At 62.6% G+C, this 16,960-nt stretch carries 11 protein-coding genes and 1 other RNA gene; 5 read left to right on the plus strand and 7 right to left on the minus strand.

Features of this window, described 5'->3' with window-relative positions:
• Nucleotides 1-301 precede the first annotated feature (301 nt).
• Together F474_RS09530 and guaD are read right to left on the minus strand one after the other, a co-directional pair.
• Nucleotides 302-1,009, minus strand: a complete 708-nt coding sequence (locus F474_RS09530; RefSeq protein WP_256577751.1) for a 4'-phosphopantetheinyl transferase — start codon at nt 1,007-1,009, stop codon at nt 302-304.
• 114 nt (nt 1,010-1,123) lie between these two features.
• On the minus strand, nt 1,124-2,431 hold the full coding sequence (gene guaD, locus F474_RS09535; protein ID WP_097085385.1) for a guanine deaminase: 1,308 nt from the start codon (nt 2,429-2,431) through the stop codon (nt 1,124-1,126).
• A gap of 155 nt (nt 2,432-2,586) precedes the next feature.
• On the opposite strand from guaD, the gene F474_RS09540 reads away from it, so the two are divergent.
• The 4 genes from F474_RS09540 to ligA all read left to right on the plus strand — a co-directional run bounded on the left by F474_RS09540 (nt 2,587) and on the right by ligA (nt 10,204).
• Nucleotides 2,587-3,246 (plus strand): GntR family transcriptional regulator, encoded by a 660-nt coding sequence (locus tag F474_RS09540; RefSeq protein ID WP_097085384.1) that lies wholly within the window; start codon nt 2,587-2,589, stop codon nt 3,244-3,246.
• A gap of 3 nt (nt 3,247-3,249) precedes the next feature.
• Nucleotides 3,250-6,735 (plus strand): chromosome segregation protein SMC, encoded by a 3,486-nt coding sequence (gene smc, locus F474_RS09545; protein WP_097085383.1) that lies wholly within the window; start codon nt 3,250-3,252, stop codon nt 6,733-6,735.
• 184 nt (nt 6,736-6,919) lie between these two features.
• The gene (gene zipA / locus F474_RS09550; protein ID WP_097085382.1) at nt 6,920-7,786 is read left to right on the plus strand and encodes a cell division protein ZipA; all 867 of its coding nucleotides are present in this window, start codon (nt 6,920-6,922) and stop codon (nt 7,784-7,786) included.
• Nucleotides 7,787-7,879: 93 nt separating this feature from the next.
• Nucleotides 7,880-10,204, plus strand: coding sequence for an NAD-dependent DNA ligase LigA (gene ligA / locus F474_RS09555; RefSeq protein ID WP_097085381.1), 2,325 nt, complete (start codon nt 7,880-7,882; stop codon nt 10,202-10,204).
• A 118-nt stretch (nt 10,205-10,322) separates the two neighbouring features.
• Here ligA and F474_RS22540 read toward each other — a convergent pair whose 3' ends face one another.
• Nucleotides 10,323-11,420: a hypothetical protein gene (locus F474_RS22540; RefSeq protein WP_125483374.1), complete on the minus strand. Its 1,098-nt coding sequence runs from the start codon at nt 11,418-11,420 to the stop codon at nt 10,323-10,325.
• Between the two features lie 183 nt (nt 11,421-11,603).
• On the opposite strand from F474_RS22540, the gene ffs reads away from it, so the two are divergent.
• An RNA gene (gene ffs, locus F474_RS09560) (signal recognition particle sRNA small type) lies at nt 11,604-11,700 on the plus strand.
• Between the two features lie 85 nt (nt 11,701-11,785).
• On the opposite strand, the gene F474_RS09565 is transcribed toward ffs, so the two are convergent.
• The 4 genes from F474_RS09565 to F474_RS09580 are packed head-to-tail and all read right to left on the minus strand — an operon-like array spanning nt 11,786 to nt 16,724.
• Nucleotides 11,786-12,919, minus strand: coding sequence for a fimbrial protein (locus F474_RS09565; RefSeq protein WP_165830289.1), 1,134 nt, complete (start codon nt 12,917-12,919; stop codon nt 11,786-11,788).
• Entirely contained in the window at nt 12,916-15,354 is a 2,439-nt protein-coding gene (locus tag F474_RS09570; RefSeq protein ID WP_097085380.1) for a fimbria/pilus outer membrane usher protein, read from the minus strand. The genes F474_RS09565 and F474_RS09570 overlap by 4 nt, the downstream gene beginning before the upstream one ends.
• Before the next feature lie 27 nt (nt 15,355-15,381).
• Nucleotides 15,382-16,119: a molecular chaperone gene (locus F474_RS09575; RefSeq protein WP_097085379.1), complete on the minus strand. Its 738-nt coding sequence runs from the start codon at nt 16,117-16,119 to the stop codon at nt 15,382-15,384.
• Nucleotides 16,120-16,169: 50 nt separating this feature from the next.
• The gene (locus F474_RS09580) at nt 16,170-16,724 is read right to left on the minus strand and encodes a fimbrial protein (protein WP_097085378.1); all 555 of its coding nucleotides are present in this window, start codon (nt 16,722-16,724) and stop codon (nt 16,170-16,172) included.
• Nucleotides 16,725-16,960 lie beyond the last annotated feature (236 nt).

Below are 16,960 nucleotides of genomic sequence, written 5' to 3' on the forward strand. Positions count from 1 at the left end.
TGGCGGGGAAGGTACGGCAGCAGCCCTTCCTGGCGGTCGATTCTTTCAGTGCGCGGGCGGCGTCTGAAAAGCGAAGCATTTGGCAAAAATAACGTTTTTACACGCTTGCGCTCTGACTTTCGATTGTGGTTCTGGTTCCACCGAAACCCCAACATGTAGTGGCTCGGCAAATTCGCGATACAAGATAATGCGGTATGGGGGCTTCTGCAACAGCAGCGAGGTGTGGATAAGGTGTGGGCAAAGTGTAGAAAAAACCGCCCGGCAGCATGGTTGCTGGGCTGCAGCCGAACAGCGGATTTTTTCAACTGGGCGCGATTGCCACCAAGCTCAGCAAGCGGCGATTTTCGATGCAGAACTGGGCGTCGATTTCAACCCCGTGGCGCCACCGTTCGCTCAGGTCGGTCAGCAGCCGCAGGCGCGCCTGGCCGTCGCTGGACCACCCCAGCAGCTCGGCATGTTCGAACCAGAAACGTTGAAGCACCAAAGGGTAGAGCGCTTTGAATAGGCTCTCTTTGAGCGAGAAGGTCAGGGTCACGGCCAGCGCGGCGAGTGTTTCATCAGCCGGCAAGCGCTCAAGCTCGGTGGGCGTGAGGATTTCGCTTTTTAGCCGCTGGGCGCGTTCAGGGGCAAGCAAGGTTTCGGCGTCCAGCCCCAGCGCCTGCCAATCTGCACTGCGCGCAGCCACGCACGCGGCCCATTGGTCGCTGTGGGTGATCGAGGCGCGCACCCCAGCCGGCCATAGCGGCGCGCGATCCTTCCCGACGGGCGCTACCCAGCCAAGGCCGCTGACCGCCCTCACAGCCTCCCGTGCGCACACGCGCCCGGCGAGAAACTCAGCCTGGCGCTTGGCAACCGAGCGCTGGATATTCTCCGGAGGCTGCACGGCATGGCGCTGGAAGTCGTCAGGGCGCAGCGCCTGGGCAGAGAAGCTGCAGCAAGTGAGCACCGCGCCGCTCGCAGGGTTGGGCAGTGGCCAGGCGCTGCTGAGGGGGCCGAGGGTGTGGAGCATGGGCATATGGCATCGTGGGCGGTGAGAGGCCGTGGCGCGACAGTGCAGCCACGGCGGTTCAAAGGTGCCAGCATATCAGCTCGGCGCAGCGCTGCCTGTTGCGTGGCGCGCCTGTCAGCCTCGCCGGTGTACCAGGTTCCCGTGGGCGTAGGTGCGTTCGATCACGCGGTCATCGCCCAGCGTCATCAGCACGAACAGCGTTTCGGTGAGGTCGCGGCATTGGCGCAGGCGATATTCCAGCAGCGGTGTGGCGGCCAGGTCCAGCACCACGAAGTCGGCCTCATACCCGGGCCGCAGCTGCCCGATGCGGTCGCCCAGGCTTAGCGCCCGAGCGCCGCCGAGCGTCGCCAGGTACAACGATTTTAGCGGGTGCAGCGAGGCGCCTTGCAGCTGCATGACCTTGTAGGCCTCATTAAGCGTCTGCAGGATCGAAAAGCTGGTGCCGGCCCCCACGTCGGTGCCCAGCCCCACCTTTACGTTGTGCCGTTCGGCCTGGGGCAGGTTGAACAGGCCGCTGCCTAGAAACAGGTTCGAGGTGGGGCAAAAGGCGACCGCAGCTCCGGCGGCCGATAGCTGAGCGCACTCGTGGTCATCCAGGTGCACGCCGTGCGCCAGCACCGAGCGCGGGCCCAGCAGGCCGTGGTGGGCGTACACGTCCAGATACCCCGCGCGCTCAGGAAACAATTGCCGCACCCACTCGATTTCCTGAGGGTTTTCGCTCAGGTGTGTGTGCAGGTAGACGCCGGGATGCTCGTGCAGCAAGCGTGCTGCCACCTGCAATTGGGCGCTGCTGCTGGTGGGCGCAAAGCGCGGCGTGACGGCGTAGTGCAAACGGCCTCGCTCGTGCCAGCGCTCGATCAGCGCGCGGCTTTGGGCGTAGCCGTGGTCTGCGCCGTCGAGCAGCTCGGCTGGGGCGTTGCGGTCCATTAGTACTTTGCCGCAGAGCATGCGCAGGTCCAGGCGCAATGCCTCTTCAAAAAATGCGTCGACCGAAGCGGGGTGGACGCTGGCGAAGACAAGGGCGGTGGTGGTGCCGTTGCGCAGCAATTCGGCGATGAAGCGCCTGGCCACGTCGCGGCCGTGGGCGGGGTCGGCGAAGCGGGCTTCGCATGGAAAGGTGTAGTGGTTCAGCCAGTCCAGCAATTGTTCGCCAAAGGCGCCGATCATGCCCAGTTGCGGCAAATGGATATGGGTGTCGACGAAGCCCGGCATGATCAGCCGGCCGGGCAACGCCTCAATGGCGGTGCCGGCCGGCACGTCGGGCAGGGCCTGGCGGGCATCGCCAGCGGCGACGATGCGCCCGCCCTCTACTTGCACAAGGCCGTCGGGCCAGTATTGGTAAGCGCCTTCCAGGCCAGTGACGGCCGGGTCGCCCAGGCTGTGCAGCAGGGCGCAGCGAAAAGCTTGGCGGTGAGCGGGCATGGGGTGGCCTCGAAACGCGATCAGCAAAAGAGGCCAGTGTAGAACGTCGGCTGCACGCCCTGCATGTGCCGGTGTTCGCAGCGGTTCCAATTTCAATCGGCAATTAGGCTACAATCGCCGCTTTTCTTGCCCCACGCCCCTTGCCAGGACCCGCCATGATCTTCAAGGCCTCGGACAGCCTCTGCGAACAGATTGCCCAATACCTGGCCGAGCGGATCATCCGCGGCGAGCTGGCACCTGGCGAGCGCATCCAGGAACAGAAGGTCACCCAGGCGTTGGGCGTGAGCCGTGGCTCGGTGCGTGAGGCCTTGTTGATTCTCGAGCGCCGCCACCTGATCACCATTTTGCCGCGCCGAGGCGCGCAGGTCATGCCGATCACCGAGCGCCAGGTGCGCAGCCTGAGCACGCTGATGAGCGAGCTGTACATCCTGCTTGGGCTGGCGGTGGCCGAGCGCTGGCAAGCCGATGCCGACTTCTTGCCGTTTCTGACCTTGCAGCAGCGCCTGACCGATGCCTGCGAGCGTGGCGATATCAATGCCTTCGTCGACCACAGCTTCCAGGTGATGCGTGCTGCCTACCCGTTCGCCGACAACCCGTACCTGCAGGACACCGTGGAAAACCTTCAGCCAGCGATGAGCCGGCATTACTTCCTGGCGCTGGACGCACGCAAGGCCTCGATGCACGAGTATCTGGAGCTGTTCGCGCGCTTGCTCGAGGCAGTGCGTGCGCGCCACATGGCCGGCGTGCGGGCAGTGCTCAGCGCCTACGGCCAGCGCAGCTGCGAGCAGATCCTCGCAAGCCTGGGGCAGCGCTGACCCATGCGGCTCAAATGCGTTCGCCTGGCCGGGTTCAAGTCGTTCGTCGACCCCACCACGGTCAATTTTCCCAGCAACATGGCGGCGGTGGTCGGCCCCAACGGCTGCGGCAAGTCCAACATCATCGATGCGGTGCGCTGGGTGATGGGCGAAAGCTCGGCCAAGAACCTGCGCGGCGAGTCGATGACCGACGTCATCTTCAACGGCTCCACCAGCCGCAAGCCGGTGAGCCAGGCCAGCATCGAGCTGATCTTCGATAACAGCGAGACCACGCTGGTCGGCGAATACGCCAGTTATGCCGAGATCTCCATTCGCCGCAAGGTTACCCGGGATGGCCAGAACACCTATTACCTGAACGGCACCAAGTGCCGCCGCCGGGATATCACCGATATCTTCCTGGGCACCGGCCTGGGTGCGCGCAGTTATTCGATCATCGAGCAGGGCATGATCAGCCGCCTGATCGAGGCTCGCCCCGAGGAGCTGCGCAACTTTATCGAGGAGGCGGCCGGTATCTCCAAATACAAGGAGCGCCGCCGCGAAACCGAGAACCGCATTCGCCGCACCCACGAAAACCTCGAGCGCCTGACCGACCTGCGCGAAGAGCTTGACCGCCAGCTCGAGCGGCTGCACCGCCAGGCTCAGGCTGCAGAGAAATACCAGGAATACAAAGCCGAGGAGCGCCAGCTCAAGGCGCAACTGGCGGCGCTGCGCTGGCGCGCGCTGAACGAGCAGGTGGCCCAGCGCGAGCGGGTGATCGGCGACCAGGAAGTCAGCTTCGAAGCCCTGGTGGCCGAGCAGCGCAATGCCGACGCCAGTATCGAACGGCTGCGCGATGGGCACCATGAGCTGTCGGAGCGCTTCAACCAGGTGCAGGCGCGTTTCTATTCGGTGGGGGGCGATATCGCTCGGGTCGAGCAGAGCATCCAGCACGGCCAGCAACGCTTGCGCCAATTGCAGGACGACCTGAAAGAAGCCGAGCGAGCACGGCTGGAAACCGAGTCGCATCTAGGCCACGACCGCACCTTGCTGGCCACGCTGGATGAAGAGCTGCAAATGCTCGAGCCCGAACACGAAGGCCTGGCCGAAGCGGCCGAGCACAGCGCCGCGGCACTCGAAGAAGCCGAGGCAGGCCTGCACGGCTGGCAGGAGCAGTGGGATGCCTTCAACACCCGCTCCGCAGAGCCGCGCCGCCAGGCAGAGGTGCAACAGTCACGCATCGCCCAGCTGGAGCAGTCGATCGAACGGCTGGGCGAGCGGCAGCGCCGCCTGGGTGAGGAGCGCGGGCAACTGGCGGCAGACCCCGAGAGCGCAGCGATCCTCGAGCTCAGCGAACAGCTGGCCGAGTGCGAGATGGCGCTGGAAGCGCTACAGGGCGAGGACGAACAGAGCGCTCTCGACCTTGAGCAGTTACGAGGCCGGTTGCAGGCAGTGACGGCCGAGCAGCAGCAGGCCCAAGGGGAGCAGCAACGCCTGGAAGGGCGGCTGTCGTCGCTCGAAGCGCTGCAGCAGGCCGCGCTGGAGCCGGGCGCTGGCGCCAGCCAATGGCTGTCGAGCCAAGGGCTCGAGCAGCGGCCCCGGTTGGCCGATGGGCTTCGGGTGGACGCCGGCTGGGAAGCGGCGGTGGAGGCGGTGCTTGGCGCCGATCTGCAGGCCGTGTTGGTCGACGACCCGCAGGCCCTGAGCTTCGAGGGGTTCGATCAGGGCGAGCTGCGCCTGGCCAGCGCCTGCCCCGCGCAGGTTGCAGAGGGTAGCCTGTTGAGCAAGGTGCATAGCCCGGTCGACCTCAGCCCCTGGCTTGGCCAGGTATTGCCGGCCCAGAGCCTGGAAGCTGCGCTGGCACTGCGTGCCACCCTGGCGCCGGGCCAGAGCCTGGCCACCCGTGAGGGCTATTGGGTAGGGCGGCACTTTTTGCGCGTCAGCCGCGGCAACGATGCCCAGGGCGGGGTGCTGGCACGTGCTCAGGAAATCGACCAGTTGCAGGCACAGCGTGATGCCGGTGAGCAGGTGTTGGCCGCGTTTGCCGAGCAGCAGGCCGAGCTGCGCCAGGCTCAGGCCGATCAGGAACAGGCCCGTGAACAGCTGCGCCGCAACGTGCAGGAGCACACGCGCCAATTGGGCGAATACCGTGCCCAGCTTTCGGCCAGCCAGGCCAAGGCCGAGCAATTGGCCCTGCGCCGGCGCCGGCTCGAAGAAGAGCTGGCCGAGCTTGCCGAACAGCGCGCCGTCGAAACCGAAAGCGTAGGCCAAGCCCGCCTGCAATTGCAGGAAGCCCTCGATGCCATGGCCGAGGACACCGACCAGCGCGAGCGCCTGATGGCACAGCGCGAACAGCTGCGCGAAGGCCTCGAGCAGCTGCGCCAGCAAGCCCGGCAACATAAAGACAACGCACACCAGCTCGCCCTGCGCCTGGGCTCGTTGCGCGCTCAGCATCGCTCTACACAGCAGGCGCTGGAGCGGCTCCAGATGCAGTCGGCGCGGCTGGTCGAGCGCCAGGAGCAGCTGGCGCTGAACCTGGAAGAAGGCGACGCACCGCTCGAAGAATTGCGCATCAAACTTGAAGCCCTGCTCGAACAGCGCATGGGCGTGGATGACGAAATGCGCACGGCCCGCGCCGGCCTCGATGACGCCGACCGCGAACTGCGCGAGGCGGAGAAACGCCGCACCCAGGCCGAGCAGCAATCGCAGATGCTACGCGGCCAGCTCGAAACCCAGCGCCTGGAATGGCAGGCATTGAGCGTGCGCCGCACGGGCCTGCAGGATCAACTGCGTGCCGACGGCTACGATCTGCACGGGGTGCTCGCCACCCTGACCGACGAGGCCACCGAGCAAGGTGCCGAGCAGCATCTGGAGCTGATCGACGCACGCATCCAGCGGCTGGGGGCGATCAACCTGGCGGCCATTGAGGAATACCAGCAGCAGTCCGAACGTAAACGCTACCTGGACGCCCAGAACGACGACCTGGCCGAGGCGTTGGAAACCCTGGAAAACGTGATCCGCAAGATCGACAAGGAAACACGCAACCGCTTCAAGGAAACCTTCGATCGGGTAAACGGCGGTTTGCAGGCACTTTTTCCGAAAGTTTTCGGTGGTGGCAGCGCCTGGCTGGAACTGACAGGCGAAGATCTACTCGATACAGGGGTGACGATCATGGCTCGCCCGCCAGGCAAGAAGAACAGCACCATCCATTTGCTGTCTGGCGGCGAAAAAGCCCTGACCGCGTTGGCACTGGTGTTTTCGATCTTTCAGCTCAACCCCGCGCCGTTCTGCATGCTCGATGAGGTGGATGCGCCGTTGGATGACGCCAACGTCGGCCGCTATGCGCGCTTGGTGAAGGAGATGTCCGAAACGGTGCAGTTCATCTACATCACTCATAACAAGATCGCCATGGAAATGGCCGATCAGTTGATGGGGGTGACCATGCACGAACCAGGCTGTTCACGCCTGGTTGCAGTGGACGTGGAAGAGGCGATGGCCATGGTGGAGAGCTGAATGGGGGTAAATGCAAGGTGAATGCGACTGGCGGTGTATGTTTGCCGTGGGTCGTGCTAGTTTAGTGTCGAGATTTTTCTATGCGTGGGTAAAACGCCTGCCAGAACAGCGGCTTGGCGCCACGATTTAAAGGGGTTTGCACCCTTATTTTTGTGATCACTTTCTATTCGAGGCACAGGTTTACATGGAAATCGGTCTGCGTGAATGGCTGATCGTCATCGGCATCATAGTGATCGCCGGTATTCTCTTCGATGGTTGGCGTCGCATGCGCGGTGGCAAGGGCAAGCTCAAGTTTCGCCTGGACCGCAACTACAGCAACCTGCCCGATGAAGAAGGCGGCGCTGAGGTATTGGGCCCGCCGCGGGTTCTGGAAACCCAGAAAGAGCCCGAGCTCGATGAGGCCGACCTGCCGTCGATGAGCGCACCCGCCCGGGAGCCACGCGAGCCCAAGCGCAAGAAGGCGGTGGCGGCAGAGGCGCCGCGCCCTGTAGAGCCGGAGCTGGATGTCGCGCTGGCGGTGGACGAGCCACGTGTGAAGTCGCGTGAGCGTCTGAACGATTTCCCCGACGAAGACGCGCCGGCGCCTTCGCATGGTAGTGGCCCTGGCCTGGTTGGCGAACCGGAAGAAGTGCTGGTGATCCTGGTGGTGTCGCGCAGCGAAGCAGGCTTCAAAGGCCCGGCGCTTCTGCAGAACATTCTGGAAAGCGGCCTACGCTTTGGCGAAATGGACATCTTCCACCGCCACGAGAGCATGGCCGGCAACGGCGAAGTGCTGTTCTCCATGGCCAACGCGCTGCACCCGGGCGTGTTTGACCTGGATGATATCGACCACTTCAGCACCCGTGCAGTGACTTTCTTCCTGGGCTTGCCTGGCCCGCGTCATCCCAAGCAGGCCTTCGACGTGATGGTGGCCGCCGCCCGCAAGCTCGCCCATGAACTCGATGGCGAGCTCAAGGACGACCAACGCAGTGTGCTGACCGCCCAGACCATCGAACATTACCGCCAGCGTATCGTCGAGTTCGAGCGCCGGGCATTGACTCAGAAGCGCTAAGCTCTCCTAGCGCCCGTCGCCCGGCACAGCCAGCCTCCCACGAGGCCCGGAGGTGCCGGGCGATTTTCATTGAGAACCTGTGAAACCATCGCCATGAACGCCGAACAAACCCGCATCCTCGAACTGCGCCAGCAACTGGACGAGCACAACTACCGCTATTACGTGCTCGACGAACCCAGCATCCCTGACGCTGAGTACGACCGCTTGTTTCGCGAGCTCCAGGCGCTGGAAGACGCCAACCCCAACCTGATCACCCCGGATTCACCCACCCAGCGGGTCGGTGGTACAGCGTTGTCGGCCTTCGCCACGGTGCGGCACGAGGTGCCGATGCTCAGCCTGGGCAATGCCTTCGAGGAACAGGACCTGCTCGATTTCGACCGGCGGGTGCGCGAGGGGCTCGAAGACGAGGCTGTGCAGTACAGTTGCGAGCCCAAGCTCGATGGCCTGGCGGTGAGCCTGCTGTATCAGGACGGGCAATTGGTACGCGGTGCGACCCGGGGCGACGGCAGCACCGGCGAAGACATCTCGGTGAACGTGCGCACCATTCGTAATGTGCCGCTCAAGCTCAAGGGGCAGGGCTGGCCCGCCACGCTGGAGGTCCGCGGCGAGGTGTACATGAGCAAGGCAGGCTTCGAACGGCTCAACGCCGCTCAGGCCGAAGCCGGCGGCAAGACCTTCGCCAACCCCCGAAACGCAGCGGCGGGTAGCCTGCGCCAGCTCGATTCGAAAATCACTGCAAGCCGCCCGCTGGAGTTTTGCTGCTATGGCATCGGCCAGGTAAGCGAAGACATCAGCGACACGCACATCGGTAACCTTCAGCAACTGCGCACCTGGGGCCTGCCCATCAGCCGTGAGCTGAAGGTGGCGGCGGATGTGCAGGCGTGCCTGGATTACTACCGTGACATCGGCGAGCGGCGCCAGGCCTTGGCTTATGAAATCGACGGCGTGGTGTTCAAGGTCAACCGCATCGCCGGCCAGCGCGAGCTGGGGTTCCGCGCCCGTGAGCCGCGTTGGGCCATTGCCCACAAGTTTCCGGCCTCCGAGGAGCTGACCCAGGTGCTGGGTGTGGACTTTCAGGTGGGCCGCACCGGTGCCGTGACTCCGGTGGCGCGCCTGCAGCCGGTGAAGGTCGCCGGGGTAACGGTCGCCAATGCCACGCTGCACAACATGGACGAAGTTGCCCGCCTGGGCGTGATGATCGGCGACACCGTGATCATCCGCCGTGCCGGTGACGTGATCCCGCAGGTGATGCAGGTGGTCACCGAGCGCAGGCCCGAGGGCGCAACGCCCGTGCAGGTGCCTAGCCACTGCCCGGTGTGCGGCTCGGAGGTCGAGCGTACGCAACTGGTCAAACGCAGCAAAGGCAAGCAAACGGTCAGTGAAGGGGCGGTGTACCGCTGCGTCGGCCGCCTGGCCTGCGCGGCGCAGCTCAAACAGGCGATCATCCATTTCGTTTCCCGCAGGGCCATGGACGTGGATGGGCTGGGCGACAAGATCGTCGAGCAATTGGTAGACACCGGCCTGGTGAAATCGCCGGCCGACCTTTACACCCTCACGCAAGAGCAGGTGCTGGGGTTGGAAGGCTTTGCCGAGGTATCCAGCCGCAACCTCATCGGCGCCATCGACGCCAGCCGCCAGCCGACCCTGGCGCGCTTCGTCTTCGCGTTGGGCATCCCGGATGTGGGGGAGGAAACCGCCAAGGTGCTCGCCCGCTCGCTGGGTAGCCTGGAGCGCATTCAGGCCGCGCGGCCGCTGGTGCTGACCTACCTGCCCGACATCGGCAACGAGGTGGCTTATGAGATAGGCCACTTCTTCGAGGAAGAGCATAACCGCAACGTGATCGCCCAATTGCTCGAACGGGGCGTAACGCTGCAGGGGGAGGGTGAGCTGCACCCTGAGTTCGCCGCCAGTGCTACGTTCGATGGCTTGGTCGCCAAGCTCGAGATCCCTTACGTGGGGCCAGGCGCGGCGCAGAAACTGGCGGAGAAGTTCGGCAGCCTGGAAGCGCTCGCCCAGGGTGATTGGCTGGACCTGCGCCAAGTGCTGCCCGAGCGTGCCGCGAAGGCTGTGCAGGATTACTTCAATGAGGCTGGCCGGCGCGACGAGGCGCTGGCCGTCGAGCAGCAACTGCGCGACTTCGGCATGCACTGGACCAGCGCGCGGCGCAACACTGACAACGCCCTGCCGTTGGCCGGGCAAACCTGGGTGCTCACTGGCACCTTGGAGACCATGACGCGCGATGAGGCCAAGGAGAAGCTCGAGGCGCTGGGGGCCAAGGTATCAGGCTCGGTGTCTTCAAAAACCCACTGCGTCGTGGCCGGCCCCGGCGCGGGGTCGAAGCTGGCCAAGGCGCAGCAGTTGGGGGTGGTAGTGAAAACAGAGAGAGACTTGGTAGAAATATTGAGCTCAAGGACCTGACGGCGACCCTCGCAGGTCGCAGGAGAATCCGTTATTTTCGCGAATACGTCATGCACCTTACGTGGGGTCGGAAGGATAAGCCGCCACGAGCATAAATGCCTTCTAAGCGGTGTTCGGATCACTCAGATAGGGTGCCGCATTTATATCGATGTTGAAAAACCCGGTCTTGATCGTCGAACGAATCAAATCCTACCATGACGTGAGGCAATACGCCTCTGCGCTGATTTGTAGATGCGGTTTGTCGGTCCTCGCACAGGAAGAAACTATTCTCACTGGAGTGTGAAGGCTGTTGCCAGTCGTCATGTATTACTTTTAGAAAGCTCGGAGAATCAGGATCTTTCAGCCTTGCGCAATACAGCTGATAGTATCCTCTCGCATAGGCGTTCGAGCCGATGCCGACAACGACCTTATCAGAAGCGCACTGAACAGGCGAATCTTTTGTATTAAATGAATAGGAATCCACGTCCACGACTTGGTATAGCCGTCCAGAAGCGTTCCTTATTTCTGCACACTGCCCCCAGAACTCACGTTGTGTAATGTTCCATACTACGGCCAGGGGCCCGTTGTAACAGGCTGTCTGGGAACCGAAGCTTGGAGGTTGGTCAGCCCAGTTGGCTCTGTGTCTAGGCTTAAGCTCCATGCGTAAAGCAGTGCTATCGACGCGCCTAGGAAGTTGAAGCATTGCGCAGGAGAGGTGCGGATCGTCTCCTGGCATCTTTTTTATATTTGCAGCTACAACCTTGATGTTGGGGGCTATATAGGCGGAGCTGGGATTTTGTATCCATTGCTCAGCCAGTACTACTGCGTTCCGTATGCCTATGTTATCGCTACTAGTGACCAAGGCGGTGGTTCGCAACGTGATTGTCCAGTCGGTCGTTTGGTCCGTTGTTTTTTGACAACCGCCGGAGGATAGTGTGATAAGCGAGTTGGCGGGTAGGTTTAAGACGCGAAGCAGTATTCTACTATTATTACACTGAGGCTGAATCGCGATGTTACCATCGTCAGTGACGGAGATCGGGCAGGATTTTTCATTTTGTTCACCATTAGTTAACATGATCTGGCCGGAAGGTATTGGCGAAGTGATCTTCGTCGTTTCAAGTGGCGCTCCCGGTTCAATGGCAAGTGCATATGCACTTAGTGACGCAGCGATGAGCATGATAAGGGTTTGATATATCCGTTTCATGGCGAGTTCGCAGTGTGAGAAGTGGAGCTTCATGCTATATCGAACACCACGATTTTAAAGCTGGCAGAGTTTCTAGGGCGCCGTGATGTTGGTCAGGGATGGGAAGCGTACCTCGCTGGCTGGACAAGAAGATCACCGAAAACTTGCTTGATTGAAAAATATCTGTAGAATATCGACCGTCACCGCGCAACGCGGTGAGCCTAGTCATGGTGACCCTGCCGGTCCCCTCGCAATGATTACCCGTTAACCTGGTCAGGCCCGGAAGGGAGCAGCCACAGCGGGAACATCGTGTGCCGGGGTGTGGCTGGTAGGGTTGCCACCCAAATCCCCCGATCTTCTCCTCATGAATACTTAGGGTACATAACGTGCCAGGCCGTCCTTTGCCCGGCACAGAGGGGTCACTGGTATGACAGCACGAAATTCAACGCTCCCTTCAACTCGCCGGGTGTCACCGTCGGGCCGTTGTTAATCAGCCGGGCATTAAGCGCAAGGAAACTGTCACCCGAGGGCAGTGCCATCATCGGCACGTCCATGCCCAGCGGTATGGGTGTCACCCCATCCTGGCGCAGCACTTGAAAGCCCACGCCGGAAGCAGTACTGCCTGCGCCCGCGGTGAAGGTGCCTTGGTCCGGTGCTATCGGAAGCGAGCCATTGGTGGTCGACAGCCGCAGGTGCACTTGAGGTATAGCCCCGCCTGGTGGCGCGTCGCACTGGCTGATGTTGATTTTGAAGGGCACTGGAGTAGTGCTGGCCCCAGGCCCGGCCAGGTCCGCGGCTTCGAACTCGCCCAGGTCTACCGGGTGGGGCGTGACCGGGTCGTTGGGAAGCTCGCAGCCTGTGGAAATAATGGTGCCTGCAAGGCCGAAACGAAGGGTCTCGCCGCTGAGTGCCGGGGTGCTCAGCCGGCCCCTGAACAAGGTGTAACTGGGGTCGAGCTGGTGAGCGCCTGCTGGAATGCGGCCGGTTTTGACCAACTGCACATCAAAGCGCGAGCCCCCGAATTCGCTAATGGCTTCGTGCGAGTGGTACCAGCGAGACATGAACGGCACCTGGGTATCGGTGTCGGGTACAAAACGGGCCTGGTTGGTGGTGCCGTCGAACTCGTCGCGCATGATGATCACCGCACCCACACCAGGTACATTGGTTTGCAGGATACGATTAGGGTCGCCCAAAAAACCTGGGCCGACCACCGGAACGGCGGGCGCCATCTGTACCAAGGGTTCGGTAACGTAATCAAACTTGGCCAGCGGTGTGGTAGCGTGGTTTTTGCACCTGAACGCTACGTAAGGTCCGTCTAGATAGACCCCCAGACGTTCGGCGATCAACGTTCCCGGGCGTGCATCCTGCGCAACGTAGGCTGCGGGCCCTATATCCATTTCCCTTATTGCGGGGCCTTCATACCCTGGGCGCCAGATGCAGTAATTGCCTGTGGGGTATTCTTCAACGGCCAGGGCCGTGTGGGGGAGGCCGCCTAACAGCGCCACCAGCACTATGGCTGGCGACAGTGAATGGCGGTGAACTTTATCGATCATGATGTGCAGCTCACTGTTTGCAGTTGATAGCCTTCTGCCTCGGTGGCGGTCTCGGGGTCGAGCCATAACCAGCAGCGCGTGTCGGCGGTGCTACCCCAGCGCGCCAGCAAACGTTGGGGCTCGCCAGCGCTCTCCAGCAGGGCGCGGCCCCCTTGCCCAACCACCGCTACGGTGTTGCCTTCCTGATCGAGCAGCTCGGTGCCAAAGGGCAGCCCATTACCCTGCGGGTCACGCACATCCAGCAGCAGCCTCACTACCTGGCGGGCGTCGAATCTCGCCAGTACCACTGCGCCTCGGCTCGGGATCACGTTGCGAATGCCATTGTCGATTTCAAATTCAGGGCCCAAGTGGCGAGTATCCAGAGTGATGCCATTGTTGCGGTAGGCACGGATGCTCGGTAGCACGGCGTAACCGGCGTGGTCGGTTCGGTTGGCGGTCTGTTGCAGGCCTACGTCAGGTATGCCATTGAGGTCGACCAATGCCGTGGTTTCCCCTAGCCAGGGGGTGAACGTCACGCCGCCGGAATGCATCAGCATCGAGCCACTGGCGTTCAGCGACAGGCTGCGGGTGTGGGGCGAATGGCTAAGCCCTGCACCCAGGCTCATCGACTGGCCTTGCCAGCTGCCAGAGAATGCAGTTGTATTACCTCGGCCAGGGTTCTGGGCCACCGAAGCTCGGTAGCTCACCGCATGGTCGGCCACACGGCCGCTGAGCGAGGTACGCTGGCTGAGTTGCTCGCCGCTGCGTTGCACGTCATAGGTCGCACTGTTGCGATGGGAGCCGCCCAGAGGCAGGCTCAGGCTCAAGCCCAGTTGCTGCTCCCGGTTCTCGTCTGCGCTGAGGGTCTGTGCCACATAGAAGTTGATGCTCAGGTCGCGCCACAGGTGGTTCAGCGAGGCCTGAAACTGCTGGCGCTGGTAGTTGCTGCCCCAATAATCCTCTTGGGACCAGCTCAAATTCACGCTGGTCCGCGCAGCCAGCTGCTGGTAGGCCGTTGCCTCCAGCCGGCTGCGTCGGGAGCCGTGGCGTAAGCCCTGAGCGCCTCGTTCGGCCACCGCCTCATCCAGGTCTCGGTACCCTTGTGTGGAGTAGCGATAGCCGGCAAAGCGCAGTTGGGTGCCTGTGCCGAAGGCTTTGCCGTAGCGCAACGCATAGCTCATCCCAGTGTTGCCCGAATCGGTCTCGGAGCGCGTGGTGTCCACTGACAGTGCGCCCCAGTGGCCCAAGTCGCGTGACGCGCCCACCTGGCCTGCGCGATAGAAGCCGGTGCCGAGCAGGCCGCCATAGGCTGTCCAGTTGCCAGGCAGGCCGCGAGCGAGTGTGGCTTGGGCGAGCAAGGGTTGCTCGGTAGCCTTGCTGCTGGGGTTGTAGCGGCCTATTGCGCCGTTATAGCGCCATACGCCCTCACGCAGCAGGTTACCCAAGGTGGAGTAGGGCTGGGTGAATCGAGTGACCTGGCCATCCTCTTCGGTAACGGTGACTTCAAGCTCGCCGCTGCCGGCGACTGACAGGTCATCGAGCTCGAAGGGCCCAGGAGCGACCCAGGTGGTGTACAGCAGGTAGCCATCCCGGCGAATGTCGACTTTGGCGCGATTTTGCGCAACGCCTCGGATGACCGGCGAATAGCTTTGCAACACGTCGGGCAGCATGTCGACGTCGCTGCTGACCTGCACCCCTTGAATGGGCACGCTGCGAAACAGCTCGCCCTGGCTGAAGAACTCGCCCAAGGTAAGGCTGCCTTTTATCGCGGGCAGTGGCCGTTGTGCGTAGGTATTAAGGTGCTGCCAGGCCCGCCCATTGGCACCGTCGCTGTACGACTGGGTGCTGCGCAGGCGCCACGCCCCCAGGTTCAGGCCGGTGTTCAGGTACAGGTCGTGCTGGCTGCCAGCACCTCGCGCACCTTGGGCTTGCCGGGTGGACGCATTGTAGGTCACGAAGGCTGCCGAGATCCCGTGGTCCCATTGTTCCGGGCGTGTGGCGCCGAGGCGCCTGCGTTGCAACAGGGCCTGGGGTACCGACAGGTCGGCTTTGAAGGTTTGGGTGTCGATGGCCAGGCGGCTGTCGGGGATGGCCTGATGTGGGTCAAGGCAGGATGCCTCTGGTTCGCCCTGCAGCGCCTGCAGGTTGATCCCCGCTTCTTCGAGCGTGGCCGTGGGCAGGCAGGCTCTCCAGCGTTGCTGGGTATCTCGCCATATAGGAAGCGGGCGATTGCCAAGCTTCTCGCCATTGATTGCCAATGCAAAGTCGTAAGTGCCCGCAGGCAAGTTGGCTTGTGGCTGCAGCTGGTCAAGCATCTGCGTGCTGACGCCACCAACGCCATGCAAAAAGCCTGAGTCGAATTCGCCGGTTGTTTCGGCTAATGCCAACCCACTGGCGGGCAGCAGCAATGCGACACGCAACGCAGGTACGCGCCTGCGTAGAAATGTCCATGTCATATGAAAGCTCCGAGCGTCGTCTGAGCGTTAGCGGGCAGTGGCCAAGGGAACGTCCAGCACTGCCGTGAAGCCGCCGTAGTCGTTGATGGCCGCGACCTTGAGCCGGGCGCCTTCGGCCAGCGGGATGTTCACCGGGTAGCGCTGGCGCGAGAAAGGCGCCACCATCGGGGCGCTGGTGAGTGCCTGCTGTTGGCTGCCGCTTTTGACGTTGAGCGTTACGAAGGAGTAGTGAAACGGCAGCGGGTTATCCACTTCGATGTAGTGCTTGCCCTCGGCCTGGCCACGTGACCAGCGCAGCTCAGCGAGCCGGTGCGCAGGGTCACCGGTAAAGCGGGCGGGCCGCAGGAACACCTTGATACGCGTGCGCAGGGCGACGCGTAGCTGGTTGGCCGCCGAGTCGGTTTTTTGCGGGATCTCTTGAACGTTGAAATAGAACACTGACTCTCGATCTTCCGGCAATTCAGCCGGCAAGCGGTTCAGGGTGACACGCTGTTCTTGCCCAGGCTCGAGCCGGAACAACGCCGGTGAGGCCATCAGCGGTACCGCGGTGGTGGTGTCGTCCGCTTCGGTGTTCACCCAAGCTTGGGCCGCCCAGGTCTGTTTGCTGGGGTTGCGCACCATGAGTGCGCTGCTGCGCTGGTCGGTACTGATCACCAGGCGGGTGGCATTGAGTGTAAGGGCCGCTTGGGTGGTGCCGGTACTTGCCACGCAGGCACAGGCGATTGTGCCCGCCAGCCAATTGCGGCGGGATAGAGTTAAAGCCATGAAAAGTGCCTCGAACGAAAGCGGGCCGCATTGCGCGGCCCGCTGCCCACTCAGTTGATGGTTAGTTTCAGTGCCACATCGACATTGGCGTCGCCCGCCGTAACGTTGGCGGCGAGGGACTCGTAATAAGCGGTAAAGGCCATATCGGTCGGCATACCGTCGTTGAGTGGGTAAGGCGCGGAATCATCACCGTGTTTGACTACTGCGCCCGTGTAGTCGGTGATGCCCAGCGCCAGGTTGCTTGCGGTGCCGGCGCCGGGCTTGAGAGCAAAGAGGTCACCATTGCTGGCTGAGCCGCTGGTGCCGGTGAGGGTGATCACACCGACGTTGCTGGCGCCACCGTTGCCGTCCCAGCCTGGGCACTGGCTTGCGTCGGTGACGCTGATGGTGAATGGCGTGTGGTTTTTCTTGATGCCGGCTGCGTTGAAGTCACCGACCAGTGCTTGACCCATGTCCACGGCACCACCGGTGGCACCCGCCGGGTCGCGGATCTCGATCGGGCAGCTGCCGGCCACGACCTGGCCGGTGAATTGGATAAGGCCGGTGTTGGCAAATGCCGGCAGGCCGAAGGCAAGCAGGGGCAGGGCGAGCAGGGTTTTTTTCATGGAACCTCCTGTAGGAATACTGGCCGTGGGGGCCTGGGAAATACGCCAGCGCGGTCGTAGGGAAGACCGCGCTGGCGTGGGGCGGGAGGTTAGTGGGGAGGGGCATTTCTGGGTATTGGTGCAAGTCCTAAATCAGGGTGGCCAGTGGGTTGGATGGCAGCACGAGTTGCGCCCCTTTGAGCATCAGCCAAAGGGGCGTTAGATTGGATCACCTCATTGGCGATCAATCGGCACCG

The sequence above is a fragment of the Pseudomonas sp. URIL14HWK12:I12 genome, assembly GCF_003097135.1.
In the GTDB taxonomy this organism is placed as follows: Bacteria; Pseudomonadota; Gammaproteobacteria; order Pseudomonadales; family Pseudomonadaceae; genus Aquipseudomonas.

What these genes read in the sequence shown, in the direction of transcription:
- F474_RS09530 (WP_256577751.1), bottom strand. Translation starts at nt 1,009, where the DNA reads ATGCTCCACACCCTCGGCCCCCTCAGCAGCGCCTGGCCACTGCCCAAC.
- guaD (WP_097085385.1), bottom strand. Translation starts at nt 2,431, where the DNA reads ATGCCCGCTCACCGCCAAGCTTTTCGCTGCGCCCTGCTGCACAGCCTG.
- F474_RS09540 (WP_097085384.1), top strand. Translation starts at nt 2,587, where the DNA reads ATGATCTTCAAGGCCTCGGACAGCCTCTGCGAACAGATTGCCCAATAC.
- smc (WP_097085383.1), top strand. Translation starts at nt 3,250, where the DNA reads ATGCGGCTCAAATGCGTTCGCCTGGCCGGGTTCAAGTCGTTCGTCGAC.
- zipA (WP_097085382.1), top strand. Translation starts at nt 6,920, where the DNA reads ATGGAAATCGGTCTGCGTGAATGGCTGATCGTCATCGGCATCATAGTG.
- ligA (WP_097085381.1), top strand. Translation starts at nt 7,880, where the DNA reads ATGAACGCCGAACAAACCCGCATCCTCGAACTGCGCCAGCAACTGGAC.
- F474_RS22540 (WP_125483374.1), bottom strand. Translation starts at nt 11,420, where the DNA reads ATGAAGCTCCACTTCTCACACTGCGAACTCGCCATGAAACGGATATAT.
- F474_RS09565 (WP_165830289.1), bottom strand. Translation starts at nt 12,919, where the DNA reads ATGATCGATAAAGTTCACCGCCATTCACTGTCGCCAGCCATAGTGCTG.
- F474_RS09570 (WP_097085380.1), bottom strand. Translation starts at nt 15,354, where the DNA reads ATGACATGGACATTTCTACGCAGGCGCGTACCTGCGTTGCGTGTCGCA.
- F474_RS09575 (WP_097085379.1), bottom strand. Translation starts at nt 16,119, where the DNA reads ATGGCTTTAACTCTATCCCGCCGCAATTGGCTGGCGGGCACAATCGCC.
- F474_RS09580 (WP_097085378.1), bottom strand. Translation starts at nt 16,724, where the DNA reads ATGAAAAAAACCCTGCTCGCCCTGCCCCTGCTTGCCTTCGGCCTGCCG.